Source organism: Levilinea saccharolytica (genome assembly GCF_001306035.1).
Taxonomy (GTDB): Bacteria; Chloroflexota; Anaerolineae; order Anaerolineales; family Anaerolineaceae; genus Levilinea; species Levilinea saccharolytica.
Window position 1 is genome coordinate 1 of sequence record NZ_LGCM01000025.1, and the last position, 25,949, is coordinate 25,949.

Here is a 25,949-nt window from a genome sequence, read left to right on the forward strand (position 1 = left end):
CCGGGGTGCTGCGCTGGGCGCTGTGGGCGGCTCTGCCGGTGGGCGGCTGGCTGCTGCGCCGCGACCTGCGCGCCTGGCTGGCACAGGCCGCGGGGGTGAAGGCCCTGTGGCGGCGCAGTGACGGCTGGAGCCGTTGGGTGGGCGGGCTCTTGGGCTTTCTCTTTTTCTGCGCCCTGCTGATTGCCCTGGCGCCGCCGCTGAAATATGACGCGTTGATGTACCACCTGACCCTGCCGCAACTCTATTTAGAACAGGGGCGGGTGGGCTATGTGCCGGAACTGGTGATGAGCGGCATGCCGCAGACGGCGGAGATGCTCTACACCTGGGCGGCGGCCCTGGCGGGCAGCTCGGCCGGGCCGGTGCTGAGTGTGACCGCAGCTCTGCTGGCGGTGTTGGGGCTGGTGGGCTGGCTGGAAGAGCGACTGGACACGCGCGCGGCCTGGGCGGGGGCGGCCGCTTTGCTGGCGGGCTACACCCTGGCGGTCTCCCCGGCCTGGGGTTATGTGGACTGGCTGGCGCTGTGGTTCGGCGCGGCCGCGCTCATCGCTCTGGATGGTTGGCGGCGGCTGGGGGAGGCGCGCCTGCTGCGCCTGGTGGGGGCCTTTGCGGGCCTGGCGCTGGGCACCAAATATCCGGCGGGGGTGCTGGGGCTGGTGTGCCTGCTGGCCCTGGGTTGGCAGATCCTGCGTGGGCGGGCGCGCTTTTGGCCGGCGCTGCGCCAGTTTGGCCTTACGGCGGTGGGGTTGGCCCTGCCCTGGCTGGTGAAGAACGCCCTCACCACCGGTAACCCGCTGTACCCCTTCTTTTTTGGCGGCGGGGCCATGAACGCAGTGCGCATGAGCGTGTATCAGGGCATGAGCTCCTGGGGAAACTGGCAGGATTTTTGGCTGCTGCCCCTGCGCGCCACCTATATCGGTGTGGACGGGGCGGGGGGCTATTCCGTCTCGGTGGGGCCGCTGCTCTTGGGGTTGGGGGCGCTGGCCTGGATGGGTCGGGGCAGCCTGCGCGCCGATCAGCGCACCACGCTGGGCAGCGCGGCCTTTCTCAGCCTGGCGGGGCTGCTGGTGTGGGCGCTGGGCAACCGCCTGAGCGGCTATTTGATTCAGACCCGTTTCTATTTTGCCCTCTTCCCGGCCTTTGCGGCCCTGGCCGCCTTTGGCTTTGCGGGCCTCAGCCGCGCCCGGCTGGGGACGGTGGGCCTGCAGCGGGTGGCGGGGACGGTGGTGCTGTTGGCCCTGGGGCTGAACGCGGTGGAGGTGGGCCTGCACACGGTGAAGACTGGCGCGCTGCGCACCGTTTTGGGCCTGCACAGCGCTGAGGCCTATCTGGCCGATAACCTGGGCTGGTACGCGCCGGTGATGGCGGATGTGCGCCAGCTCGGCCCGCAGACGCGCACCCTGCTGCTGTTTGAACCGCGCAGTTTTTACTGCCGCCCCAACTGCGCCCCAGACGAGATTTTGGACCGTTGGAAGCGCAGCCTGACCGCTTTGGGCAGCCCCCAGGCGGTGTTGGCAGCCTGGAAAGCCGAAGGCTTTACCCATCTGCTGGTGTACCGCGCGGGGGTGGAGTTTATGCGCGAGAGCGGCGACCCGCACGTTACCCCGGCGGAGTGGGCAGCTCTGGAGGCCTTCCTGGCAGACTTGCCGGAGCCTGTGAATTATGATAATGTGTATTGGATGTACGATTTGCGGCCGTGAGGGCTGAGGGCCGCCGCGGTATTATTTTGGATCTTACGAGCTGAGAATCTCAACGTTTTGGAGGGATGCACATGGCAGAAGCCAAAGATTATTTCCTGGGGCGGCATTACGACCTGGAAGCCAAGAAAGTCACCGATCAGGCGGTGATGTTTGACCCGGCCGATCTGGTGACGCATGCGGTCATCCTGGGCATGACCGGCTCGGGTAAAACCGGCATGGGCGTGATCCTGCTGGAAGAAGCCGCCCTACAGGGCACCCCCGCCATCATCGTGGATCCTAAGGGCGATCTGACCAACCTGCTGCTGCATTTCCCCGATCAGACCCCGCAGGATTTTGAGCCGTGGATTGACCCAGATGAGGCCCGCCGCAGCGGCAAGACCGTGGCCGAGGTGGCCGCGGAGACCTCGGCGCGCTGGCAGAAAGGCCACGCGGAATGGGGCCTGACCCGCGAGCAGCGCGTGGCCTTGCAGACCACGGTGCAGTACACCGTGTTCACCCCCGGCTCTTCGGCGGGGCGGCCGGTGAGCATTTTGTCGTCCTTTGCCGCGCCGCAGGTCTCGTGGGAAGAAAACCGCGAGGTGCTGCGCGAGAAGATCTCCTCCACCGTCACCGCCCTCTTGGGGCTGGTGGGCATGAGCGACGTGGACCCGCTGCGCTCGCGCGAGCATATCCTGGTTTCCAACCTGCTGGAACACGCCTGGAGCCAGGGGCGCTCGCTGGATCTGGTGGAATTGATCATGCAGGTGCAGACACCGCCCTTTGAACGCCTGGGGGCCTTCCCGCTGGATCATTTCTTCCCGCAAAAAGACCGCATGGATCTGGCCATGCTGCTGAACAATTTCCTGGCCTCGCCCTCCTTCCAGTCCTGGGTGGAAGGCGACCCGCTGGATGTGGCCGCCATGCTGTACATGCCGGACGGTAAACCGCGCCACAGCATTTTCTATCTGGCGCACCTGACGGACAGCGAGCGCATGTTCTTTGTGACCCTGCTGTGTGCGGCGGTGGAGGCCTGGGCGCGGCTGCAGCGCGGCACCAGCACCCTGCGGGCCATGTTCTACTTTGATGAAATCTTCGGCTATCTGCCGCCCATCTCCAACCCACCCTCCCGCCCCATTCTGCTGCGCATGCTCAAGCAGATGCGCGCCTTTGGGCTGGGCATGGTGCTGGCCACCCAAAACCCGGTGGATCTGGATTACAAAGCCCTGTCCAACACCGGCACGTGGATGATCGGCCGGCTGCAGACCGAGCGCGACAAGATGCGCCTGTTAGAGGGGCTGCAATCCGCCAGCGGCCTGAGCGACCAGCAGGCCTACGACCGTATGATTTCGGGGCTGCAAAAGCGCGTGTTCCTGCTGCACAGCGTGCACATGAGCAAGCCAGAGACCTTCTCCACCCGTTTCACGCTCAACTACCTGGCCGGACCGATGACCCGCAGCCAGATTCCCGCCTTGCAGCGCATGGCGGGAGGGCTTCCAGCGGCCAGCGCCCCTGCGGCTCCCGCACAAGCTCCGGTTTCCAGCCCAGCCGCCGCTCCCATGCCCGCCGCGGCAACCCCCACGCCCGCGGCCACCGCAGCTAACGGACAGAGTCCCCTGGGCGGCGTGCGCTACCTGTCCACGCGCCCGGCCCCGCCGGTGGGGGTGGAAGAGTTCTTCGCGCTGAACGAAGTCAGCCCCGGGCAGGCCCTGGGCGGGCTGAATCTGCCCGCGCAGACAACCGCCGAGGTGCAGGGGATGGTGTACCGCCCAGCGCTGCTGGGGCAGGCGGAGGTGCGCTATTTGCAGCGCAAGTTCAACCTGGACACGACCCAGCAGGTGGCCGTGGTGGTGGAGCAGATGGAAGGCATGTCGCCGCGCTGGGAACAGACCGTGTGGACTCCCTTTGAGGACGCCAACCTGTTCCGCCAGCCCACCCCCAACACCCAGTTCGCCCCGCTGCCGGTGTGGCTGAGCGACCCCAAGCGCGTGAAGGCCCTGCAGACCGATTTTCTGGATTGGGCCTACCGCAGCGCCACCATCAACGTACGCGCCAACGAGACCCTCAAGGTGTACGCCGGGCCAGAGGTGAGCTCGGCCGAATTCCGCGAGATGTGCGCTCAGGCGGCGCGCGCCCTAATGGACGCCGAGCTGACCAAGCTGGAAGCCGCCTATGAAAAGAAGCTGGACGCGGTGGAACGCAAGGTGGCCCGCCAAAAGCTGGAAGTGGAAGAGCAGCAGAACGAGGTGCAGCAGCGCACCATGGAAGAGCTGGGCACCCACGGTGAATTGCTGCTGAGCCTGTTCGCCAAACGCAAGCGCAGCGTATCCTCTTCGCTGACCAAGCGGCGCCTGACCTCACAGGCCAAGGCTGCCCTGGAGCAGGAGCGTGAAGAACTGAAACAGTTAGAAACCGAACTGGATCAGCTGGAAGAAATGCTGCAAAAGGAAATCAAGGCCGTGCAGGACCGCTGGGCGCAGACGGTCAACGATATCCGCGAGATCCCCCAGGCGGCGCAGAAGAAAGACGTTTTCATGCGCTGGTTTGGGGTGGTGTGGATGCCCTACTATCTGGTGAAGGTGGGCACGGAAGTGCGCGAAGCCCCGGCCTTCAAGCCGCCGCAGCGCTGAGTGGGAGGAACGTATGAAAGTTGAACCTGCAAAGATGGACGCTTTCTTAAACGAAACCCGCCTGGCGCGTTTGGCCACGGCGGATGCAGATGGGCAGCCGCATGTGGTGCCGGTGTGGTACCTGTGGGACGGCGAGAGCCTGTGGATCAGCACCTTCCAATCCACCCACAAGGTGCGCGTCCTGCGCCAGAATCCGCGCTGCGCGGTGGTGGTGGATGACGAACGCGAGGGATTGGAACTGCGCGGGGTGATGATGCAGGGCGCGGCGGAACTGGTGCACGCCCCCCGTGAATTTGTGGTGGACATGAGCACGCGCATCTACACGCGCTACCTGGGCGAGCAGGGCGTACTGGCGGCGGAGCCGCAGTCGTGGATTCACGATGATGAGAATGCTTTGATCCGACTCAAGCCGGAACGGGTGGTCCCCTGGAAATAAGGTCGCCTTAGGGCCGGTCTCCCATCTCGCGCGCGGCGTTTTCGATGATGAAAAACCCGCGCGCGAGTAGATTCTGGAGACGTTCTTCGGCCTGGGGGGCAGCGGACGCAGGGTCTGCCAGCTCGTCCAGGCAGGCCATCAGCGCGCGGCGCAGTCCGCTGGCCTGATGTGCCCAGGCAGAATCAGCCGAAAGGCGCTCCAGGCGGTCAATCGTGCGCTGGGTCAGGCTGCGCTGGGCGGCGTCCAGGGTCATGGAACAGAGGTTACAGTTCCTGCCGCCCGGCCAGGGCGCGCAGCAGGGTGTTTTGGTCAGCGTATTCCAGATCGCTGCCCACGGGCAGGCCGCGCGCCAGGCGGGTGAGGCGCACCCCCAGGGGGGCCAATTGCTGGCGCAGGTAACCGGCGGTGGCGTCGCCCTCCATGCTGGGGTTGGTGGCGATGATCACTTCGCGGATGCCGCCGCCGCGCACCCGTTCCACCAGCGGCTGGATCTTGAGCTTATCCGGGCCGATGCCTTCCACCGGTGAAAGCACGCCGTGGAGCACGTGGTATCGCCCCTGGAACGCGCCGGTTTGCTCCAACACCAGCACATCCAGCGGGTCTTCCACCACGCACAGACTGTCGGCGTCGCGGCGGGGGTCAGCGCAAATTTCGCACAGTTCGCGGCTGGAGAGGGTGATGTTAAAGCACTGCGGGCACAGCGAGGTGGCACTTTTCAGCTGCAAAAGCGCCTGAGCCAATTGTTCGGGAATATCGCTGTCGGCGCGCAGCAAATAAAACGCCAGGCGGGCTGCCGTTTTGGGGCCAATGCCCGGCAGGCGCTGAAAGGCGTGGATGAGATCAGAGATGGGTTCGGGCAGCAGGGGCATGAGAGAAAAAGGGGTCTAGAAACCCATGCCTGCCAGGCCGCCGGTGACGGCGCTCATGCGCTCTTCCGAGAGCTTGCGCGACTCGTCCAGGGCCATGTTGACGCCGGTGAGGATCAGGTCTTGCAGCATTTCGGCGTCGGCGTCCTTGAGCAAGTCGGGATCAATGCTGACCGATTTGCACACCTGAGCGCCGGTCATGACCACCTTGACCGCACCGCCGCCCACCGAGGCGCTGACCGTCTCTTCGGCCAATTGGGCCTGCACGGCGGCCATCTGTTCCTGCATCGCGCGAAGTTGATTCATCATGCCCCCACCGCCGCCAAGGCGGCCGCCAGCGGGCCGGTTGAAACCTTTTGCCATGTTAATTCCTCCTCAAAATGACCAGGTAAACATCTTCCGGAAGCCTCCGGAAGGGTTATTCCTTGTGAACGATCTGCCCGCCGAGGTTGAGGGCGGTGTTGACCATGCCGTCCCCATCCACGTCCAATTCGGCGCTGCCGCCTTTGGTGTTGGCGACCACGCAGCTCACGGGAAGATCGGCGCTGAACATTTCCAGCAGCAGCTGCTGGGTGACGCCGATGTTTTCGGGGGTGTCCATCTTGGTGCGCAGCACCTCAGAGGCAAACCCCAGCACCAGACGGCCGTCTTTGATGGCCAGGGGACGGCAGGAATTGAGCAGCCCCTGCACCGCCGGGCTTTTAACGCGCATGGCCTGACAAAACGCTTTCCACTGCTGCACGATGACGTGCAGGCTGACGCCCGCCGGGGCGGCTTCGTCCGCGGGGGCAGAGCGTGAAGGGGTAGGCCGCGAGGGGGTGGGCTGGGCGGGTGTAGGCTGAGAAGGCGCGGGACGGGCCGGGTCCGGCTGAGAAGGGCTGGGCCGCGCCGGGGTGGGCTGAGAGGGCGTGGGGCGGGCCGGCTCCGGCTGGGCTGGGACGACCGGCCTGGACGCGGCGGCGGGCTGGGGGGCTGTGTGCAAGCACTCGGCCAGGGCCAGTTCCAGCGGTAAAGCCGGCTGCCAGCCGGTGCGCGCCTCGGTGGCAGCGGTGTTAAACTGCCGCACGGCTTCTACCAGCTCGGCGCTGTCAAAATGGGCCGCCTGGGCGGCCATATGCGCGCGCATTTCCTGGGTCACATCCAGCAGGTCGGCGTTGTTCAGGCGGATCAGCAGCAGCCCGCGCAGATAATCCACCACCTGTCGGGCAAACTGGCGCGGGTCGGTGCCCGCGTCCAGGGCCTGATGAATGGCGTTCAGCCCCGCCTGGCTGTCTTTGGATTGGATGGCGCCCACCAGATCCACCACCACCTGACTGGTGGCCGTGCCCAGCACCTGTTGGGCGTTGGCCAGGGTGATGCCCTCGCCGGTGGAGGCCAGCTGATCCAGCAGGGAGATGGCGTCGCGCATGGCGCCGGTGGATTGGCGCGCGATGAGGGTGAGGGCCTCTTTTTCGGCAGTAAAGCCTTCGCCGTCCACGATGTCCTGCAGCTGGGCGACGATATCGGGCACGGGGATGCGCCGAAATTCGTGCCGCTGGCAGCGGGAGAGCACCGTGGCAGGGATTTTATGTACCTCGGTGGTGGCCAGGATGAAGATGGCGTGGGCGGGGGGTTCTTCCAGCGTTTTCAGCAAGGCGTTGAAAGCCGCCGTGGAGAGCATGTGCACTTCGTCAATGATGTACACTTTGTAACGCCCCTGCGAGGGTGAAAAATTGATCTTGTCGCGCAGGTCGCGCATGTCGTCCACGCTGGTGTTGGAAGCCGCGTCAATTTCGATCAGGTCCAGGAAATGGCCTTCGTTGACGGCCTTGCAGTGGGCGCACTGGTCGCAGGGGCGCACCGCCGGGTCTTCGGCCAGGCAGTTGACCGCCTTGGCCAGCAGGCGCGCGGTGGTGGTTTTTCCGGTTCCGCGCGGCCCGGCCAGCAGGTAAGCATGCCCCACGCGCTCGGTGCGGATGGCATTTTTGAAGGTCTGGACAATGTGTTCCTGTCCGACGACCTTATCCCAAAGGCGCGGCCGCCATTTGCGGTACAGAGCTTGTGACATGCGGTTGGCTTCCCTTCGTCCAGAGGTGATTTCCAAGGCGCGGATCAGGCTTTGGGCGGCTGCAAAGCCGCCTGCAGTTCGGCCTGTCCGTCCAACGGGCGCCGTTGGAAGGTGGGGTGGGGCACGCGGATATTGTACTCCAGGATTTGCTGGTTGAGCGCGGCGATTTGGCGCAGAAAGTGGGCCTGAGCCTGGGGGCTGCCGCCCGCTTCGCGCAAGACCCGGCGCAAAGCCAGGCGTTCGCTTTCAATTTGCTGCCCAAACTCGATCCACGGCAGGCTGTAACCGCCGCTGCGCAGCAGGTGGTGGGCCAGGTGGGAATCCTCGGCCTCAAAGGGGAAATCTTCCAGGCGCAGGGGCTGCCCTTTGCCGGGCAGGTTATCGAATACCCCGGCTTCCTGCGCAGCACGGATTTTTTCTTCGGCGATTTTTTCCCAGGCGTCCATCCAACTCCTATGGAATCTTAAAGCTGGCGCGCAAATTGCCTTCGGTGTCGTACAGGCTGGCGGTCACCCCGCTGCCCCAGGCAGGCTGCTGCAAATTCCAATGCAGTTCAATGACTGAATCGGCTCCGGGGCGGCTGTAAAGCTCGACCGCGCCGTCGGTATACAGCAGCAGTTCGGGGAAGGTGTAGGTGAGGCCGTCGTCGTTCTTCAGCGTCCAGCCAGTCATTTGCAGTTCACCGCTGCCCAGGCGGCGCAGGCGTACCACTTCGGTTTTTACATCCCCGGCGCCGAAGATGTTTTGGATCTCGATGACGGGCGTATCGGCAGAGGGCAGGGTGGCGGCGGGGGCGACCGGGGCCTGCGCGGGGGCAGCCGCCGACGGGGTGAGGGCCGCCGCCGCGGCAGCCGGGGCAGCCGCTGGGACAGCGGGAGCCTGGCGCCCACTCCACAGCATCAGCACGGCTAAGGTGGTTACCGCCGAAACGACCACGTTGAGCAGCAAGTAGGGCAGTAATTTTTTCAGTCTCATGGCTTCCTCGCTTGAATGATAGCACACTTTGGGGTAAATTTGTATTGGCTGAGCGGCTGACCCAGGCCGCCATCCTGTGAAAGGGCGCGCTGCGATGTACTTGATTGACGGGCACAATCTCATCCCCAATCTGCCGGGGTTAAACCTGGCCGTGCTGGAAGATGAGGACATTTTGATCCAATGGCTGCAAGTTTTTTGCCGCCAGACGCGCAAACGCGCCGAGGTGTATTTTGACGGCGCACCGCCGGGACGGGCGGGCGTGCGGCGGGTGGGCGGTTCGCTGACCGCCCATTTTGTGCGCCAGGGCAGTACCGCGGATGACGCCATCGCCCGCCGCCTGCGCCAGTTGGGGCGGGATGCGCGCAATTGGAAAGTGGTCAGCACGGACCGGCGCGTGCAGGCCGAGGCCGCGGCAGCCGGGGCCGAGCGCATTCGTTCGGATGAGTTCGCGCGGCAATTGCAGCGCACCCTGGCCGAGTCCCCAGAGCCGGGCGCGCCCGCGGTGGGCGGCGATATTGACGAATGGCTGCGCTTGTTCGGGGCGGAGGATGAAAACTCTTAGGCCTTTTTAATGCAAATAGGACAAAATTAGTGTATATTACAGGTACGGCACCCATTAACGGTAGTTTCGGTGCCAGCCACCGGAAAGTGAAAGCCAGCCCATCCCCCCCGGGTTGGCCCCCAAAAGGAAGCTTCTGGTGGGATTCCCTCCCTGAAGATCGCCTGGCATGTCCCCCCCATGTCAGGCGATCGCTTTTAAGGGGGCAGTTCGATGTAACGGGGCATTTCCCCCGCTCGGCTTCGCGTCCTTTGCGTCTCCGCGGTTCAAACACATTGTGGAAATGGGCACATGGGGCACGGGCCGAAAAAAGCCCGTGCCCCTACATGGTATCCTTGGCGCCTTCGCGGTTCAAATACATTGTGGGAATGGGCATCGAGGGCGTGTCCCTACCTGGCGTCCTTTGCGTCTCCGCGGTTCAAACACACATTTTTTTACCGCCAAGGCGCGAAGAACGCCAAGAAAGCGAATCAACGAACCCCTGGCGTTCCGGCACATTCGATGAAGCAAAGAACCAAGGTACGGGCACGCCCCCTACCCCCCGTTCTGCCGGTACACCGCCGTAAGCGCCCCCCACTCCTCCAGCGAAAGCGTCTCCGCTCGGCGCATAGGGTCCACCCCCGCCGCGCGCAGCAGCTCCTCAGCCCGCGCCGTCCCCCACCCCAGCCCCCCGCTGAGCGAATTGCGCAGCGTCTTGCGCTTCTGGCTGAAGCCCGCCTTGGCCAGCCGGAAGAAATCTTCCAACTGCTCCGTGGGGATGCGCGGCTCGGTCCCCAGATCCACCCGCACCACCGCCGAATCCACCTTGGGCGGCGGGTAAAAAGCCCCCGCCGGAATGCGCACGGCCGTCCGCGGCTGCCCGTACACCTGCACCGAAAGTGCCAGCAGGCTCATATCCCCCGGCGCGGCGCAGATGCGCTCCGCCACCTCGCGCTGCACCGTCAGCACCATACGGCAGGGCCGCACCCGCGCCTCCAGCAAATGGCGGAACACCGCCGAGGTGATGTAATAGGGAATGTTGGCCACCACCCAGTAGCCCCCCGCCGACATCAACGCTGCCGGGTCCTGCTCCAAAATATCCCCCTGCACCACGCGCACATTTTCTTGCCCGGCCAACACCTCGTGCAGCACCGGGATGAGGGCCGTATCCAGCTCCACCGCCACCACCTGCCGCGCCGCCCGGGCCAGATAACGGGTCAGGCTGCCCAGGCCGGGGCCAATCTCCAGCACCTCGGCTTCCGGCGGAATCTCCGCCGCAGCCACAATGCGTTCCAAGGCTGTGGAATCGATCAGGAAATTTTGCCCCAGGCCCTTCTTGGCGGTGAGCTGATGGGCGCGCAGCAAACGGGCGACTTCGAGAGGAGGAAGGTCAAGCATGGACACAGGATACCGCTCTTTCAGGGCAAAATATAAGGAATCTGATCCGGAACCGGGGTGAGGAAATACAGCACCACATCCTGATGCCACAGTTCCAAATCCGCATCGGTGAAACCCAGGTCAATCCAATAGCGGCCGGGAATGCCCGCGCCGATATCGGCGATGACCGCCTTGCCGTAGCCGGGGACATACACGCCCTGCCCGGCCATCCAGCGGTACCATTTATTGGTCACGCCAATCACCCCGCGCTGCACCTTCAGCCCCAGCGAGGTGCCGTAATAGCATTTGGTCACGTTGCCCAGGCCGCAAGGGGAATACGAGGTGGCATACACCGTCACCGCCCGCCAATATTCCAACGTGCCCGCCTCGGTCTGCACCGTGCGCACCACCACCTTGGTGCCGTAGCCCACCTTCTGCGTCACCGCCTCAGCCGCCGTCCAGGTCTGCTCCTCCTGGCGCGAAACCTCCTGCCCATCTTCAAAGCGCACCCGCTGACGGGTGACGGCCACCCCATATTGCCCGGCCTCCACCACCCGGCGCTGATCCAGCTCCAGGTCGGGATCAGGCACGTATTCGCTCTCGAAGGGCAGCGAGCTTTGCGTCAGCACAATTTCTTCGCGCACCCGCACCACGCGGATGTTCCCATCCGCGGGCAGGGGCGCGTCCTCCGCGGGCACGGCATAATCTAGCCCCTGCAGGGCTACCCCGGCCTGCGCTAGGGCCTCGCCCACCGTGCCCGCCGCGCTGAGCGCCTCCACCGTCTTTTCGCCCACGAGGATGGTCACCGGAACCGCCCGCCGCACCGTGACAGCGCTGACCGCGGGCAAGGCGCTTTCCAGAGGCAAAGAAGCCCAGTCCCCCGGGGTCACCGGCCGCCCCAACCCCCACAGCCCCGCCCCCAAGGTGGCCCCGCTCGCCGCCAGGGTTTGAGCGCGCCCGTTTTCCACCAGCACAAAGCGGTGCGCGGGGGTCACCTGCAGAAAATAGCTGGGGGCCGGCGGCAGCGGTGCGCCCGCATCCCACATCCGGCCGTTCCATCGCAAAACGTCGCCGGGGTACAGCTTCACCCCCGCCTGCAGCAGCAAATTGCCCGGCCGCCGCTCCACGCTCCAGAACCCCCTTGAGGTCGCGCCTTGCTCAGACCACACCTGCACCCAACTGGCGCGTTCCAACCGCAGCTGCCCCTGCCAGCCCAAAAAGGTCTGCGGCGGCGGGGTCAGGCGGTCTTCGGCGCGCAGGGTCAGCCCCGCCCCGCGCAGCACCCCGCCCGCCGTCAGCGCCCGCGAGCGCACGGTGAGCGGCTGCCCGTCCAGCGTCAGTTGCACCGGCCGCAGGCTGCCTGCATACAGCAGGCCCAGCCCCAGCAGCAGGCACGCCAGGCTCAACCAACCCATCCAACGTTTCATGATTTCGATTGTAACAGAGAAAAATCTGCACAAAGACCCCTTAAAAGCAAAAAACACCCATTTTGGGGTGTTTTTGGGTGTGCCGAGACACAGGATCGAACTGTGGACACCGCAATTTTCAGTCGCGTGCTCTACCAACTGAGCTATCTCGGCGGGTCAAGTGGGTGTATTTTATCCCAGGTGGCGGCGGATTGTCAAGCGATTGGCCCATATTCAGCCCTCGCCGGAAAGACCTGTGCGTTGTCAATTTGCTGCTTGATTTTGAGATTTATTTATGATAAATTGTACCAATATTATCTAATAAAATGCAGGGAGGAAACCGCAAAACACCCACCGCCCGATCCGTTCACCAGACCTAAGCTCATCAGGAGGAAATCATGCGCACACGCCTTTTGCACAGTTTGATCATCACCATGCTCGCCCTGGCCCTCGTCCCCCTCTCCCCCGCGGCCGCCCAACCCGCGCCGCAGGAAGACCTGCCGGCCGCGGGTGATTTTGTCCCCGGCGAGTTGGTCGTCGGTTTTGATAAGAACCTGCTAGCCGCCGAAACCGGCGCCCAAGCCAGCGCCCTGGCCGGGCAAATCGGCGCCCAGGTGGTTTCCACCGGCGCGGGCATGGCCCTGCTCAGTTTTGATGAAAGCGCCGATGTGGCCGCCCTGGCCCAAGAGGTGCAGTCTCAGCCGGGTGTAGTTTTCGCCGAGCCGAATTACATCTTCAGCCTGCCCGAACCGGTCGAATCCACCCCCATCGAAGAACTGCGGGAAATTGCCTTTGAAGGCGAAGACGGCCCCGTCCTGCGCGACGTGTCGGAGCTGAAGAGCCTGCGCACCCTGGTGCGCAAGGGCGGCAAGACCCTCTCCATCCCCACCTACCCCTCCGACCCCCTGTCGTATACTCAATGGGGCCACTGGAAAATCGGCGCCCACATCATCTGGCCGGAAAAGAAAGTTTCCCCCACGGTGTGCGTCATTGATACCGGCGTGGATGCCAACCATCCCGACCTGAAAGGCCGCGTGATCAACGGCTTTGACTTCGTCAACAACGACAAGATTCCCAATGACGATAACGGCCACGGCACGCACGTGGCGGGCATCATCGCCGCCCGCGCCAACAACGGCCGCGAAATTTGGGGCGTCTCCAACGGCAAAGTCATCGCCGTCAAGGTGTTGGGTTCGCAGGGTCGGGGTACCAACTTTAACATCGCCCTGGGCATCACCTTCTGCGCCAATTCCCCCGCCCGTGTGATCAATATGAGCCTGGGTGGCTCACCCTCCACGGCCACCTACAATGCCCTGGATTACGCCATCAACACGAAAAATAAGTTCGTGGCCGCCGCCGCAGGCAATTCATCCACTTCCGATACCTTCTCTGCCTATCCGGCGGCGTATGCCAAAGATATCTTCATCGGCTACGGCCTGGTTTCTGTAGCGGCTGCCCAGCAAAATCCGGTGACGGTGGATACCAATGGAAATGACGCCATCGTCACCGCTTCAGAAACCTTTGAAAATTGCGCAGCCGACTTTAGCAATTACGGCAGCTGGGTCGAATTGGTGGCGCCAGGGGATGATATCTACTCCACCCTGCCGCTCAGTTACCCCTTCTATCAAAATTACCGCTTCGGTTTGAATCCAGGCGCGGACACCATGAGCGGCACCTCCATGGCTTCCCCTTATGTGGCGGCGGTCGCAGCGCGGGTGTGGAGCCTGTTCCCCGGCTATTCTACGGGGGATCTGGAAACCCACCTGGTTGATTACGGCCGTGTGCTTAGTTTAGCCGTGGATCCTTCGGTCAGCGGACCATCCTTCGGGTTTTTCGCCACGGGATATTCGGGCACTTCGCCCTTCTGCTGGCCCAACGCCACCGCTCCGTACGGTGCGGCCCAGAATATGACCAACGCCCGCTATGTGGATGCCTCCCTAGCCATGGGACGCAGCGGCATCAGCTTTAATGTGATGGATGCGCAAACCGCTCTGCCGCTCACCGGCGCCGTGATCCGCGCCATGATCGGCGGCAAGCTTCTGGATATCTCCCGCCTGGATTCGATGACCTCCAATACGGTGGACCTCATCAACCTGCCTTCCGGCCCCAGCTTCTCCATCCAGGCGGCGGCCAAAGGTTACCTGGCAGGGTTTCAAACCATCTACCCCGGTGTGACAGTTGCCCCTGGCGTGATGTATTCCGGCACAGCCTCCACCTATCTTGCCATCCCCTCCGGCAGGTTCATCAACGTGGTCACCACCTATCGGCCCGGGACTGCCGTAGAAGTTTTCCTATATCTGCCAGCCGCGGTGGGCGGCAGCGTTTGGGCGCTGAACGTCGGCAATCTCTATGAAGCCCCCTTCGCCTTTTACAACCGGGATAACTTTGTGGATGGCTACCCGGTGACCGCTGTCACCGTCATGAATAATGGCAAAAACCCATACTACCCGGGTGAATACTATGTCGTGATCAATTCCGGAACCTCCACATTGAACACCGCCGGCCCCACGGTGCGCGTTTTCTCCAACGGCAAGATGATCAACTACGTGCTGAAAGGTGATATCTGCACTTCTGGCGAAGGCTTCTGGCGCGCCGGGCGGGTCACCAGCAGCGCCAGCGGCGTTCAATTCATCGTGGATGACAACTGCGGCGGTAGCGAAGTGCTGCCCTAATCCTCCCACTGCCCTCACCATCAATCTCACTCCGGCTGTCCTTCGGGACAGCCGGTTTAAATTCCTTTGGGTCGTCAGCGATCGGCAGGGATGAATTGTATTTACATCCATTCGGTGATGATTTATATTGATATTATCCAATTCCAGTCCACTCTTGCCAGCCCTGACCATGCCATCAAGGCGTGCACCGTCTCCCGCAGGCTGGCTAAGCCATGTGCCCGCATGCCCAGGAGAAACCCATGTCCAAACGCCTGATTCACAGTCTGGCCGCGGCCTTTTTGGCCCTGGCCTTGTTCCCCCTTTCCCCCGCCGCCGCGCAGCCCCTGCCGCAAGACCCGCCCCCCAGCCCCGAGGTGGGGAGTTTTGTGCCCGGTGAACTGGTGGTGGGGTTTGATTTCAACCTTCCGGCAGCCGAAGCGCACAGCCAGGCCAGCGCCCTGGCCGAGGCCGTGGGAGCCCAGGTGGCAGCCGTAACGATGGGTGCAGCCCTGCTGAGCTTCGATGAGCAGGCGGATGTTCTGGCGACAGCCGACCGGCTCAGCCAGCAGCCCGGCGTGCGCTTTGCCGAGCCAAATTTCATCTATGCCCTGCCCGCGGATGTAGAGGCCCAGCCCATCGAAGAAATGAGCGACGTCCCCTTTCGCACGCCGGAAGGGGAGCAGCTGCGTTCGGTGGAAACCCTGAAAAGCCTCCGCACCCTGGTGCGCAAAGGCGGCCGCACGCTGGCCGTCCCAACCTACCCGAATGACGCCAGTTCCTATGTTCTCTGGGGGCATTGGCTCATTGGCGCAAACCTGACCTGGCCCGACCAGAAGGTCAGCCCGATGGTGTGCGTGGTGGACACCGGCGTAGATGTCAACCACCCGGAGCTGAAGGGGCGCGCGCTGAACGGCTACGATTACGTCAACGATGACAAGATCGCCAACGACGACAACGGGCACGGCACACACGTGGCCGGTATCATCGCCGCGCGCACCAACAACCAGCAAGGCGTGTGGGGCTTATCCAACGGCAAAGTTCTGGCTGTCAAGGTACTGGGGGCTCAAGGCTTTGGGACCAGCTTCAACATCGCCCAGGGGATCATCCACTGCGCCAATTCCCCCGCGCGCATCATCAACCTGAGTCTGGGCGGCTCGCCTTCCACCCTGCAATACAACGCCCTGAATTATGCCGTCAACACCAAGGGCAAATTGGTGGTCGCCGCCGCGGGAAACAGCAGCACTTCTCTCACCTCCAACGCATATCCCGCGGCCTATGCCAAGGATGCCGTCCTGGGCGAGGGGCTGCTTTCGGTGGGCGCGGCGCGGCAAAACACAGTGACCGTGGACGTGAACGGGGATGATGTCATCAGCCCCAGCACCGAAACCTTTTCCCGCTGCGCCGCCAATTTTTCCAACTACGGCAGTTGGGTGGAGATCATCGCCCCAGGCGAAAGCATTTACTCCACCCTGCCCACCAGCTACCCATTTTACCGATCAACCTTTAACGGATTAGACAGCTATGCGGATACCATCAGCGGAACGTCCATGGCCGCGCCCTATGTATCCGCGGTGGCGGCGCGCGTTTGGGGCACCGCGGTATTCAACACACCCGCAGATCTGGCCGCCCATCTGGTGGCCACGGGGCGGCCGCTAAATATTGCTGTGGACCCCACCGTGACCTCCGTCACTGACGGCTACCAGACCACCGGCTACGCGGGAAGCGGCCCTTACTGCTGGCCGGGGAACATCGCCCCTTACGGCGCGGCCCAGGATACCAGCGCCGCCACGTATCTAGACATGGCCGCGGCCATGAACCGCGCGGCGGTCAGTTTTTGGGTCTCCGACGCCCAAACCGGCCTGCCGCTGACCGGAGCCGTGGTGCGGGTGATCAGCGGCGGAAAGGTGATCGATACCTCCCGGGTCGAAAGCCTGGTCAACCGCCAGGTGGACCTCATCAACATCCCCGGCTCCACCCCCTTTGAAACCCAAATCTCCGCCAAAGGCTATCTGAAGGGCTTTCAGACCTTTGCCGAAACCAGAAACCTGGAACCAGGGTATCTCTATTCAAACCTGGTCGGCGGGCATTATGCCATCCCCTCCGGAAAGTACATCCACCTGGTGACGACCTACAAAGACGGCAGCGACGATGTGAATACCGTGCTCTACCTCCCCGCGGCCGCACCCGCCTCCGTTTCGGCGGCGAACTACGGGAATTTATACGAAGCCCCCTTTGCTTTTTACAACCGCGACAACCTTCGGGACGGCTTTCCGCTCACCTCCACCACTGTGGTCAATAAGAGCAAAAACCCCTACTATCCCGGGGAATATTATTTCCTCGTCAATGCTTCCGGCACGCTCATGAACACCGCGCGGCCCACCGTGCGGGTTTTCTTCAACGGGAAGATGATCCAATCCATTGCTCACACCGGAACCTGCGCAAACACAAACACGCTCTGGCGGCCCGGCCGCCTGGTCAGCAGCCTCAGCGGCGTGCAGTTCCTCACAGATAATCTGTGCGGTGGGGAAGAATTGAACCCCTACTAAGCCCGCAGTTCCTTGCCCACCGGCTGTCCTTCGGGGCAGCCGGTGGGGATTCTGTCCCCTCATCAGCCCCCCAAAACACCTTCCAGGGGGGCACGCCTCATAGTAGAATCCAGGCATGGCAGACAGCCCCTATCCCTATCACCGAGCCATTCAGGATTTCCAGCAGGCTCGCCGCAAAGCCGGTTTGGAGCTGTCTTTGGCGCGCCTGCGCGGAAAATCCGCCGACCTGATCCCCTATCAGGAAATTCGCGCCCGCCTGGGGGCCACCGAATCCGGCGGGGCGCAGCTGCGCGATATCCCTCTGGAAGCCATCGTTGGGTCCGTCAACCGCTACACCGATTTCACCCGCAGTTTCCTGCCGCGCACCCCCAGCGATCAGCACCGCTGGGCGCAGGTGCGCGTGGGTATCGAAGCCATGACCGGGCTGCCGCCCATTGAAGTCTATCAGATCGACCAGGTGTATTTCGTGCGCGACGGCCACCACCGCATCTCTGCCGTGCGCGAAGCGGGCGGAACCCACATTCAGGCCTACGTCACCGCCGTCAATGCCCCTGTCTCCTTCTCCCCCAGCGATTCCCCCGATGAGGTCATCCTGCGCGCCGAGCGGGCCGCCTTCCTCAAAGAGACCCATGCCGACGAGCTGCTGCCCGAAGCCGATCTCACCCTCTCGGCCCCCGGCGGCTACCCGCGCCTGGCCGAACATATCGCCGTGCACCGCTACTACATGGGCGTCGAGGCGCACCGTCCCATCACGGAAGAAGAAGGCCTGATCCATTGGTATCACAGCTATTATCTACCCGTGGTGCGTGCTATTCGCATCCACCGCCTGCTCAATGAATTCCCCGGCCGCAGCGAAACTGACCTGTACCTGTGGCTCACCGAGCACCAAAGCGAGCTTTCCGATCAGTTGGGCTGGGAAATCAGCCCCGCCACCGCCGCGCGCGATCTGGCGCAGCGCTTCAGCCGCCGCCCGCGCCGCTGGTGGCAGCGCGTCCGCAGCGCCCTCTACGATTGGATTCTGCCCGACCCGTTGGAAAGCGGCCCCCCTGCCGGTCAATGGCGCAAGGCCCTGCTCAGCGCTGCCCCCCAGCCCGACCGCCTGTTGGGGCATATCCTGGTGGCCGTCACCGGCCAGCCGGACGGATGGCAAGCCGTGGAGTACGCCTTACGGGTGGCTCAAGCCGAAAACGCCGCCCTCAGCGGGCTGCATCTGCGCTCGCCGGGTTCAGACCCCCAGGCCGTAGAAGAACGCTTTTTAGAAACCTGCGCCCAGGCGGGTGTGCCCGCACGGTTGGCCGTTGAAGATGGCCCCGTGGCCCGTACCATCTGCAACCGCGCCCAATGGGCCGACCTGGTGGTGCTCAAGCTTTCTCACGCCCCGCCGCTGCGTCTGGTGCCGCGCTTAAAATCGGGCATGCGCACCATCATCCGCCGCTGCCCCTGTCCCCTGCTGCTGGTGAGTGAGAAGCCTTTTGACCTCAGCCGCGTGCTGCTGGCTTACGACGCCTCGCCCAAAGCCCAAGAGGCCCTCTACATCGCCGCCTATCTGGCCGCGCGTTTCGGTTCAGAACTGACCGTGCTGTGCGCCAGCCCCCGCCTGGAAACTGCGCAAATTCACGCAGAAAAAGCGCGGGTCTATTTGAGCGAACGGGGAATTCAGGCCGCTTACCTGCCGCGGCGCGGCTTTTCGGCCCCCAGCCTGCTGAGCGCCGCCGCAGAAAAAGACCCCGGGTTGATCTTGATGGGTGGATACGGCGGGGCCGTGCTGCGCGAACTGTTCTTCGGCAGCACTGTGGATCGAATCCTACCTCTGGTGAAACAAGCTGTGATGATCTGCCACTGATCAGAATGCGCTGCACAGCGCGCGGATCAATTCCGCCGCTTGCGGGTAGGCCGCTGCCAGGGCTTGCGCATCCCCCAATTCAAAATCGCTGTCCACATATCCCGGCGTCATGGTGGTTCCCGCCAGGGCGTAGCGTCCCCCCGCCAACAGCCGCGATCCTTGCCAGCTGCCCGCCGGAACCAGCACTTGAATGTGCTGACCTTCCAATACCCGCGGGCCTAAAATGGTGTGTTCCGCCCGCCCATCCGGGTGCAGAATCAGCATCTCCACTGGATCGCCCTGATAAAAGTGAAAAATCTCGTCGGTGGGCAGGCGGTGCAGGTGCGAAAAGCCGTCCGGAGCGTCCACATACAGGTAATAAATGGCCGTGGAAAAGGGGTGCGCCACGCCCTGATAGCGCGCCGGCAGCCCCTCGGCGGGGATCCACTCCGGGCTTTCATACACCTGCCGGTAATAGCCCCCCTCATGCGTCAAGGGCGTCAACTGCAAAGCTTCAATGAGGGCGCGCGCCTCAGCATCCATGCACTACTCTCCTTCACCAAAAATTGGCCGGCAGGACGCCCCTCCGTCCACCACTAAATTAGCCCCGCTGATCCAACTGGCCGCGTCTGACGCTAAAAACAGCACTGCGTCTGCCACCTCCTGCGGCTGTCCGGCACGCCCCAAAGGGGCTGCCTTGCGCCAGGATTCCACCCCGGCGGGCCAGTCTTCCTCCAAACCCTCGCGCCAGATCAACCCCGGCGAAACAGCGTTCACCCGCACACCCAAAGGCCCCAGCTCCAAAGCCGCCGCCCGCGTGGCCATCAGCACCGCCGCCTTGGCCGTGCTGTAATGCGCGTGGCCAAAGGCCGGTGTCAGCCCTTCAATGGAAGCGATATTGACCACCGCTCCCGCCAAACCCTGGGCCGCCGCGCGGCGCGCAAAGCGCTGGGTGCACAAAAAAACGCTGCGCAGGTTGGCCTGCACAATCTGATCCCAATCCTGCACGGACATGGAAAGGAAAGGCGCGTGGCTGTACTGCCCGGCGTTGTTCACCAGCACATCCAGGCGGCCAAAGCGCTCCCAAATGGCCTGCAAACAGGCCTCCGCCGCGTCTTCATCGGTCAGGTCCCCCCTCACCGCCAGCGTCTCGCAGCCCAGCTCGCTCAATTCAGCCTGCAAAGCCTGCACCGGCTCCACCTGGGCGCGGTAATGCAGGGCCAGATGCGCTCCTGCCTGCGCAAAGCGCCGCGCCAGAGCCTTCCCCAGCCCCCCTGAGGCCCCCGTCACCCACACCACTCGATTGGAAAAATCAAAAAGATTCAAAGGGATCACACTGCCATTATAGCAAAAATCCACCGGCTTCGGGCAAAAAAAACCGCCTGGCGTTCAGGCCAGGCGGGCAAGGTGGTTTTTGCTGGGGAAAAAGGAGGGGCCGTACATCGAACGGTGAAACTGCGACACCAGATTCAGAAGGTCTTCGGGAGGATCGGTTTTGCGGATAAAGGCGTCCGCCCCAATCTCCAGGGCCTCCTGCACCGTCTGGGCGCGCCCGCTGAGCAGAATCACGCGCAGATCCAGGCAGGACGCCCGCAGCGTGCGCAAAATTTCCTGAGGCTGTGCGTCAAACCCCGGCAGTTCCCAATCCAAAAGGAGCAAATCGGGGCAGTCCTGACGCACCGCTTCCAAAAGCTGCGCCGTATCCGCCGCCTGCCCCACCACCACCGCGTTGGGTTCTAATTCTAAAACCAACCGCAGTGCGGAACATACCTTCTGATCGTCATCTGCCAATAAAATCTTCATCGCAAGCCTCACAAGCGGCCGTCTCTACGGACAACATCACCTTTCACGTCTAAAGCTGCGCCGGTTTCACCCGAGCGCGCTGTTGCATCTCACCCTGATCATAGAAGATCTCAGGCCGGGCGGCAATCTTCCATTGGTGAGATTACCGCTGGCCATTTGGCCAGTTTAGCGCGCGCTTTTCACCAGCTTGTTCTTCAGCGCCAGGGCCACCGCTTCGGTGCGGCTGGTCACTTGCAGTTTCGAAAGGATACTGCTGACGTGGAATTTGACCGTGGAGCGGCTGACCACCAGCCGTTCGGCGATATCGGGGTTGCTCAGCCCTTCCACCATCAGCCCCAAGACCTCCAGCTCGCGTTCGGTCAGGTCATAACTGGGGTTGTCCAACGCGCGGCGCGTGGCGTGAATCAGCGCCTGAGCGGCTTCGGGGGCCAGGGTGGGGCGGCCCGAATAGGCCGAGCGGATAGCGCTGGAGAGTTCATCCGCGCTGACATTCTTCAGCAGATAGCCAATCGCCCCCGCCTGCAAAGCGCCCTGCACCAGTTCGTCCTCTTTAAAGCTGGTCAAGGCCACAATTTGAATATGAGGCCAGCGCGTGCGGATGGCGCGGGTGGCCGCCGCCCCATCCATCTCCGGCATCACCAGGTCCATCAGAATCACGTCCGGCTGCACCTGTTCGCACAGGCGCATGGCCTCTTTCCCGTTGCTGGCCTCGCCGACCAATTCCAGGTCGTCGAACACCATCAAAAACGCGCCTAAACCACTGCGCACAACCGCGTGGTCGTCTACCAACATGACACGAATTGGTTTTGCCTCACTCATGATGGATCCTTCTCAGGGGGTCTTCTTGCTCCAGACAGCCTCCACACAGGTTCCCTGCCCGGGCTGGCTGGTGATTTCCAGATCTGCGCCAATGGCTTCCGCGCGCTCTTTCATTATACCCAAACCCAAATGATTGGATGAGAGTTTCTCAGCGGCAAAGCCCTGGCCGTCATCCGTGATCGAAAGATATACCTTGTTGTCCTCACAGCAAATTTCCAGCTCCACCCGGGTGGCTTTGGCGTGTTTGGCGATATTGTTCAGCGCCTCCTGGGCGATGCGGTAAAAGGCCACGCGCACATCCGAAGGCAGGTCGCACCCGCCCTCAATGCGCACCGAAACCGGCAGGCGCATGCGCCCGGTGAAGGCCTCGGCCAGCTGGCGGAAGAGTTCCCCCAGCTCCGCTTCCAAAAGGGCTGTCGGGCGCAGTTCCAGCAGCAGCGTGCGCATCTCTGCCAACGCCCCGCGGGTGAGCTGGCGCAGTTCAGCCAGACGCTTGAGGCCTTCTTCAGCGTTCTTTTCCCAAATGCGCGGCAGCACCTCGGCGATCAGGCTGGCAGAGAACAGGGTCTGCGTCACCGCGTCGTGCAGATCGCGGGCCAGGCGGCTGCGTTCCATCGCCGCGGCGTGTTCCTGCATCTGCGCGCGCATCTCGGCGTTTTCCACCGCCAGGGCCGCCTGATCCCCCAGGGTCATCGCCAGGCGGATATCCTCGTCGCTGAAATCGCGCGATTCGGCAAAATAGAAGCGCAGCGCACCGTAAATCTTATTGCGGTTAAACAGCGGCACCGCCAACTGACTGCGGTAATACTTCAGTTCGGCGTGAATGCCCGCGCGCTGAAATTCGTCCAAATTCCGGTCGTTGGCCAGCCGCGCCCCCAGAGCAGCCGCATGGTCGCGGATCACGATGGGGCGGTGGGCCATGAGGATCTTATCGCCCTCGCTGTTATAGAAACGCGTCTCGCGGATCGCGTCAAAATCGGGCGGCAGGTTAAAGCTGGCCACCGTGCGCACCCGGTTCAGCTCCGGCAGGCCCTGGCGGATCATGGTGGCCGTGGAGCCCATCATACGGTTGGCCTGTTCCGCCACGTAGTTGAGCACATCGTCCAGAGGCCGGTTGGAGTTCAGCACGCGCAGAATATCGCGCAGCCCTTCGGCCACCTTGCGGCGGCGTTCCGTCTCCAGGCGGCGTTCCTGCTCTTCTTTGTACATACGTGCGTTTTCCAGGGCCACGATTGCGCTGGAAGCCATCAGCATCAAAATGCGCTCATCCTCCAGCCCCAGCTGTCCATCCAGCTTGTTCGACACGGTGATGGTGCCCACCGCCCCGCGCCCAGAAATGAGCGGCACGATCAAGAAGGCGCTGGCTCCCACGCGGCTGGTCAGGTCGTTTAACACGCGCTCATCATCCCCCGCGTCCACCACGCGCACCGGCTGCCCACTCTTCAGGGCCATGCCCGCCACCGAGGCTTCCATCGGCACGCGGAAGCCCAGCAGGCTGCGGCTGATCTCGCCCGAAACCACCGACACCACCAAATCATCGCCTTCCAGCAGGTACACCGAGCTCATGGCCGTGTTGGTCAGGCGGCGAGCCTCGTCCGCGATCATTTGCAGGGTGGCGTCCACATCCAAACGGCTGGAGATGGCCGCCTGCACGTTCAGCAGGGTGCGGGCCTCATCCGCCAATTGGCGGGCGTGCCCGTAGAGGCGCGCGTTCTCCACCGCCACAGCCACATGGCTGGCAAAGGCCAGCGCCAGCCGCCCGTGTTCCACCCGGTAATAGCCGGGCTGGCTGTGATCCAGAGTCAGCATGCCAATCACCCGGTCTTGAATGATCAGGGGAATGCCCATCCAGCAGCGCACATAAGCGAACATGGTGTCGTCAATCACGCGCGCCGCGGATTGAAAAGCCTGTCCGTGCAGGGTGTCGCTTTGCACATCGGGGACGATGATCACATCGCGGCGGCTGATGACCAGGTGGTTGATGCCTTCCGATTCGGGGAAATGCATCCACAGCACATCTTCCTGCGGGATCGGCCCGCGGTAGGCCTGCACGGTCAGATAGCCCCCCTCCAGGGTCAAAATGGAAGCACCGGTAAAATCCACCACCGAACGCAGCTGATCCAAAATCAGGCCGAGGAGCAGGTCCAAATCCAGGGTGGAGGTCAAATTCTGCGAAACTTCCAGCAGGGTGGCCAGTTCGCGGGTGCGCGCCTTCACGCGCTCTTCCAGGGTCTGGAAAGCCATCTCCTGCATGCTCTTAGCGCGGTAATGTTCCACAGCCACATTCACCAGGTGCGCGCCGGTTTCGATGATTTGCAGCTCCGCCGGGGTGGGCAGGCGCGGGCTTTGTGAATAGACCGCAAAAGTGGCGATGACCGTGCCGCCGGAGTCGATCACCGGTTCCGACCAGCAAGAAAGCAGCCCATAGCGCAGAGCCGTCTCGCGCAGCCCCTCCCAGCGCGGGTCGCTGCGGATATCCTCCACCAGCACGCGCTGGCCGGTGTAGCAGGCCGTGCCGCAGGAGCCCACCAGCGGGCCAATCTCGATGCCCTCAATCTCGTCCAGGTAGGCCTGCGGCAGGCTGACGGCCCCGCCCACGTGCAGGCGGCGGCCGGTTTCATCCAAAATAAGCACCAGGCACATCATCCCCGGCCACTGTTCTTCTACCACCTGCACCAGCGCGTTCAAGGTTTCGTTCAGACTGCCCCCGCGGGCCAGCAGCTCCAGGAACTGGCGCTGGCCGTCCTGAATGGCTTGGGCGCGCTTGTGTTCCATGGCATTGGCGATGATCTCGCCCACCATGTTGAGCATGGCCAGGCTGTCTTCATCCCAGGTTTTCGCCGCGGTGAGCGAATCAAAGCCCAAATAGCCCAAAACGCGCCCCTGATACGACATGGGCACCGCCGCCAGCGAACGCACGCCCTGGCCTTTCAACCCCAGGCGTTCCTGTTCAGCTTCGGCGGGCAGAGCGTTCACATCGTTCACCCGCAGCACGCTGCCGTCCAGCAGAATGCGGCTCGACCAGCGCATTTGCCCCACGGGAATCTGGCGCATCTCTGCGGTGCGCGGGGGCACGCCCGGGCTTACCCATTCCGAAACACAGTTCAAATACTGGTAGTCATCCGAAAACAGGAAGATGTAGCCGCGGTCCGCGCCGGTGAAGCGCCCAATGCGCTCCAGGGTGCGGCGAATGCCCTCATCCACTTCTTCCATGGGGAGGTTGATAAACTGGGTGGAGGTGTTGGCGATCAGGTTTTCAAAGGCGGCACGGTAGCGCAGGGCTTCATCGGCTTGTTTTTTCTCGGTCACGTCCGCGTGCGAACCCACCAGGCGCAGAGGCTTCCCGTTGGCGTCGCGCACGCACACCCCGCGCGTCAGAATCCAGCGGTAAGTACCGTCGCGATGTAAAAAGCGGGTTTCGGCCTGCATCATCTCGGTTTCGCCGTTGAGGTGGCGCTGAATCTCGCGCTCCACCAGGGGCAGATCCTCAGGATGGACGCGGCTGCTCCACACTTCGGGGGAGTCATCCAGTTCGTTCTCGGCGTAGCCGATCATGGCTTTCCAGCGCGGCGAGTAATACACCGATTGGGTCTGCAAATTCCAATCCCAAATGCCGTCGTTGGTTCCGCGCACCACCAGGTCAAAGCGTTCCTCGCGTTCGCGCAGGGCCTGTAAGGTGCGCTGCAAGGCCTCGCTGCCCACTACCTGCTGGGTGGCGTCCGACATCATACACAGCACCCCATCCACCTGTCCTTCGGAGGTGCACAGCGGCGTGAGGGCCACATCCCAATAAGAGCGCAGGCCGCGCGAAGCCAGCGGCAGAGATTGAACCGAAACCGGTTCGCCGCCCAGGGCCTGTTTCACCAGCGGCCCCAGGCCGTCGGCCAGGCTGGGCGAAAGCGCAAACAGGTTGGCTCCGGCGGCGGCCTCCTGCACGGGGAAAGCCGCGTAGCGTTCCATCTGCTCCAGCCAGGTGGGATTAAAGCGGCACAGGCACGCCTCCCGGTTGAGCACGAAAATGCCCATGGGAATGCGGTCAAACAGGGCTTCGATGAAGCCGCCCTGCAAGCCCAGTCGTTTTAGCACATCCATTTGCCCAGCGGGCGGAGAAGATTTTCCCATAGGGTAGATCTGTCCTGACTGTTTTCTGCGGTTGTAGCAACATTAGCATTGCGGCTGCTGAAAACCGGCGGGGGATTGAACCGCAAAGGCGCAAAGAGCGCCAAGAAAACCAGACTAGCCACCTGACAGTTTGAAAAATCAACAGTAAGAACATAGCAAAATCCGAAATGGAAGCGAGTTGAGAAGTTGACGATCAATATAACGCAATCCAATTTGAAAGATACTCAGATCACGACGA

At 63.0% G+C, this 25,949-nt stretch carries 20 protein-coding genes and 1 tRNA gene; 7 read left to right on the top strand and 14 right to left on the bottom strand.

Annotated elements, in window-relative coordinates:
• From ADN01_RS19610 to ADN01_RS05955, 3 genes are all read left to right on the top strand, one after another.
• Window positions 1-1,697, top strand: a 1,697-nt coding sequence (locus tag ADN01_RS19610; protein ID WP_075071005.1) for a hypothetical protein, incomplete at its 5' end; no start/stop codon positions are given.
• 71 nt (window positions 1,698-1,768) lie between these two features.
• Window positions 1,769-4,303: a helicase HerA domain-containing protein gene (locus ADN01_RS05950; protein WP_160318386.1), complete on the top strand. Its 2,535-nt coding sequence runs from the start codon at window positions 1,769-1,771 to the stop codon at window positions 4,301-4,303.
• A gap of 13 nt (window positions 4,304-4,316) precedes the next feature.
• The gene (locus tag ADN01_RS05955) at window positions 4,317-4,739 is read left to right on the top strand and encodes a pyridoxamine 5'-phosphate oxidase family protein (RefSeq protein WP_062417577.1); all 423 of its coding nucleotides are present in this window, start codon (window positions 4,317-4,319) and stop codon (window positions 4,737-4,739) included.
• Between the two features lie 7 nt (window positions 4,740-4,746).
• Here ADN01_RS05955 and ADN01_RS05960 read toward each other — a convergent pair whose 3' ends face one another.
• Genes ADN01_RS05960 through ADN01_RS19890 form a run of 6 tightly spaced genes read right to left on the bottom strand, consistent with a single transcriptional unit; the run spans window position 4,747 to window position 8,627 of the window.
• The gene (locus ADN01_RS05960) at window positions 4,747-4,992 is read right to left on the bottom strand and encodes a hypothetical protein (protein WP_062417576.1); all 246 of its coding nucleotides are present in this window, start codon (window positions 4,990-4,992) and stop codon (window positions 4,747-4,749) included.
• A 10-nt stretch (window positions 4,993-5,002) separates the two neighbouring features.
• Window positions 5,003-5,608 (bottom strand): recombination mediator RecR, encoded by a 606-nt coding sequence (gene recR / locus ADN01_RS05965; RefSeq protein WP_062417575.1) that lies wholly within the window; start codon window positions 5,606-5,608, stop codon window positions 5,003-5,005.
• A 15-nt stretch (window positions 5,609-5,623) separates the two neighbouring features.
• A complete protein-coding gene (locus ADN01_RS05970) occupies window positions 5,624-5,968 on the bottom strand; it encodes a YbaB/EbfC family nucleoid-associated protein (RefSeq protein ID WP_075071007.1) in 345 nt (114 codons plus the stop codon).
• A gap of 55 nt (window positions 5,969-6,023) precedes the next feature.
• On the bottom strand, window positions 6,024-7,652 hold the full coding sequence (gene dnaX / locus ADN01_RS05975; protein WP_075071008.1) for a DNA polymerase III subunit gamma/tau: 1,629 nt from the start codon (window positions 7,650-7,652) through the stop codon (window positions 6,024-6,026).
• Between the two features lie 44 nt (window positions 7,653-7,696).
• Window positions 7,697-8,098: a DnaJ family domain-containing protein gene (locus ADN01_RS05980; RefSeq protein ID WP_062417573.1), complete on the bottom strand. Its 402-nt coding sequence runs from the start codon at window positions 8,096-8,098 to the stop codon at window positions 7,697-7,699.
• A 7-nt stretch (window positions 8,099-8,105) separates the two neighbouring features.
• Entirely contained in the window at window positions 8,106-8,627 is a 522-nt protein-coding gene (locus tag ADN01_RS19890) for a lamin tail domain-containing protein (protein WP_062417572.1), read from the bottom strand.
• A 94-nt stretch (window positions 8,628-8,721) separates the two neighbouring features.
• On the opposite strand from ADN01_RS19890, the gene ADN01_RS05990 reads away from it, so the two are divergent.
• On the top strand, window positions 8,722-9,189 hold the full coding sequence (locus tag ADN01_RS05990) for an NYN domain-containing protein (protein WP_062417571.1): 468 nt from the start codon (window positions 8,722-8,724) through the stop codon (window positions 9,187-9,189).
• Between the two features lie 531 nt (window positions 9,190-9,720).
• Here ADN01_RS05990 and rsmA read toward each other — a convergent pair.
• From rsmA to ADN01_RS06005, 3 genes are all read right to left on the bottom strand, one after another.
• Window positions 9,721-10,563 carry a 16S rRNA (adenine(1518)-N(6)/adenine(1519)-N(6))-dimethyltransferase RsmA gene (gene rsmA, locus ADN01_RS05995; protein ID WP_082142677.1) on the bottom strand — a complete coding sequence of 281 codons (843 nt, stop codon included), beginning with the start codon at window positions 10,561-10,563 and terminating at the stop codon, window positions 9,721-9,723.
• A gap of 20 nt (window positions 10,564-10,583) precedes the next feature.
• Complete coding sequence (locus ADN01_RS06000; protein WP_082389717.1) at window positions 10,584-11,969, bottom strand: ubiquitin-like domain-containing protein; 1,386 nt, start codon at window positions 11,967-11,969, stop codon at window positions 10,584-10,586.
• Window positions 11,970-12,049: 80 nt separating this feature from the next.
• Window positions 12,050-12,122: transfer RNA gene (locus tag ADN01_RS06005), tRNA-Phe, on the bottom strand.
• A 224-nt stretch (window positions 12,123-12,346) separates the two neighbouring features.
• Here ADN01_RS06005 and ADN01_RS06010 point away from each other — a divergent pair.
• The 3 genes from ADN01_RS06010 to ADN01_RS06020 all read left to right on the top strand — a co-directional run bounded on the left by ADN01_RS06010 (window position 12,347) and on the right by ADN01_RS06020 (window position 18,988).
• Entirely contained in the window at window positions 12,347-14,620 is a 2,274-nt protein-coding gene (locus tag ADN01_RS06010) for a S8 family serine peptidase (protein ID WP_062417569.1), read from the top strand.
• A gap of 239 nt (window positions 14,621-14,859) precedes the next feature.
• Complete coding sequence (locus tag ADN01_RS06015; protein WP_075071010.1) at window positions 14,860-17,145, top strand: S8 family peptidase; 2,286 nt, start codon at window positions 14,860-14,862, stop codon at window positions 17,143-17,145.
• A 115-nt stretch (window positions 17,146-17,260) separates the two neighbouring features.
• On the top strand, window positions 17,261-18,988 hold the full coding sequence (locus tag ADN01_RS06020; protein WP_062417560.1) for a universal stress protein: 1,728 nt from the start codon (window positions 17,261-17,263) through the stop codon (window positions 18,986-18,988).
• Here the strand turns inward: ADN01_RS06020 and ADN01_RS06025 are convergent, their stop codons facing one another.
• The 5 genes from ADN01_RS06025 to ADN01_RS06045 all read right to left on the bottom strand — a co-directional run bounded on the left by ADN01_RS06025 (window position 18,989) and on the right by ADN01_RS06045 (window position 25,711).
• A complete protein-coding gene (locus tag ADN01_RS06025) occupies window positions 18,989-19,510 on the bottom strand; it encodes a cupin domain-containing protein (RefSeq protein WP_062417559.1) in 522 nt (173 codons plus the stop codon).
• A 3-nt stretch (window positions 19,511-19,513) separates the two neighbouring features.
• Window positions 19,514-20,302: an SDR family NAD(P)-dependent oxidoreductase gene (locus ADN01_RS06030; RefSeq protein WP_201778642.1), complete on the bottom strand. Its 789-nt coding sequence runs from the start codon at window positions 20,300-20,302 to the stop codon at window positions 19,514-19,516.
• A gap of 54 nt (window positions 20,303-20,356) precedes the next feature.
• Window positions 20,357-20,770 (bottom strand): response regulator, encoded by a 414-nt coding sequence (locus ADN01_RS06035; protein WP_062417558.1) that lies wholly within the window; start codon window positions 20,768-20,770, stop codon window positions 20,357-20,359.
• Window positions 20,771-20,935: 165 nt separating this feature from the next.
• On the bottom strand, window positions 20,936-21,589 hold the full coding sequence (locus ADN01_RS06040) for a response regulator (protein ID WP_075071011.1): 654 nt from the start codon (window positions 21,587-21,589) through the stop codon (window positions 20,936-20,938).
• A 12-nt stretch (window positions 21,590-21,601) separates the two neighbouring features.
• Entirely contained in the window at window positions 21,602-25,711 is a 4,110-nt protein-coding gene (locus ADN01_RS06045) for a GAF domain-containing protein (RefSeq protein ID WP_082142676.1), read from the bottom strand.
• Between the last annotated feature and the right edge of the window lie 238 nt (window positions 25,712-25,949).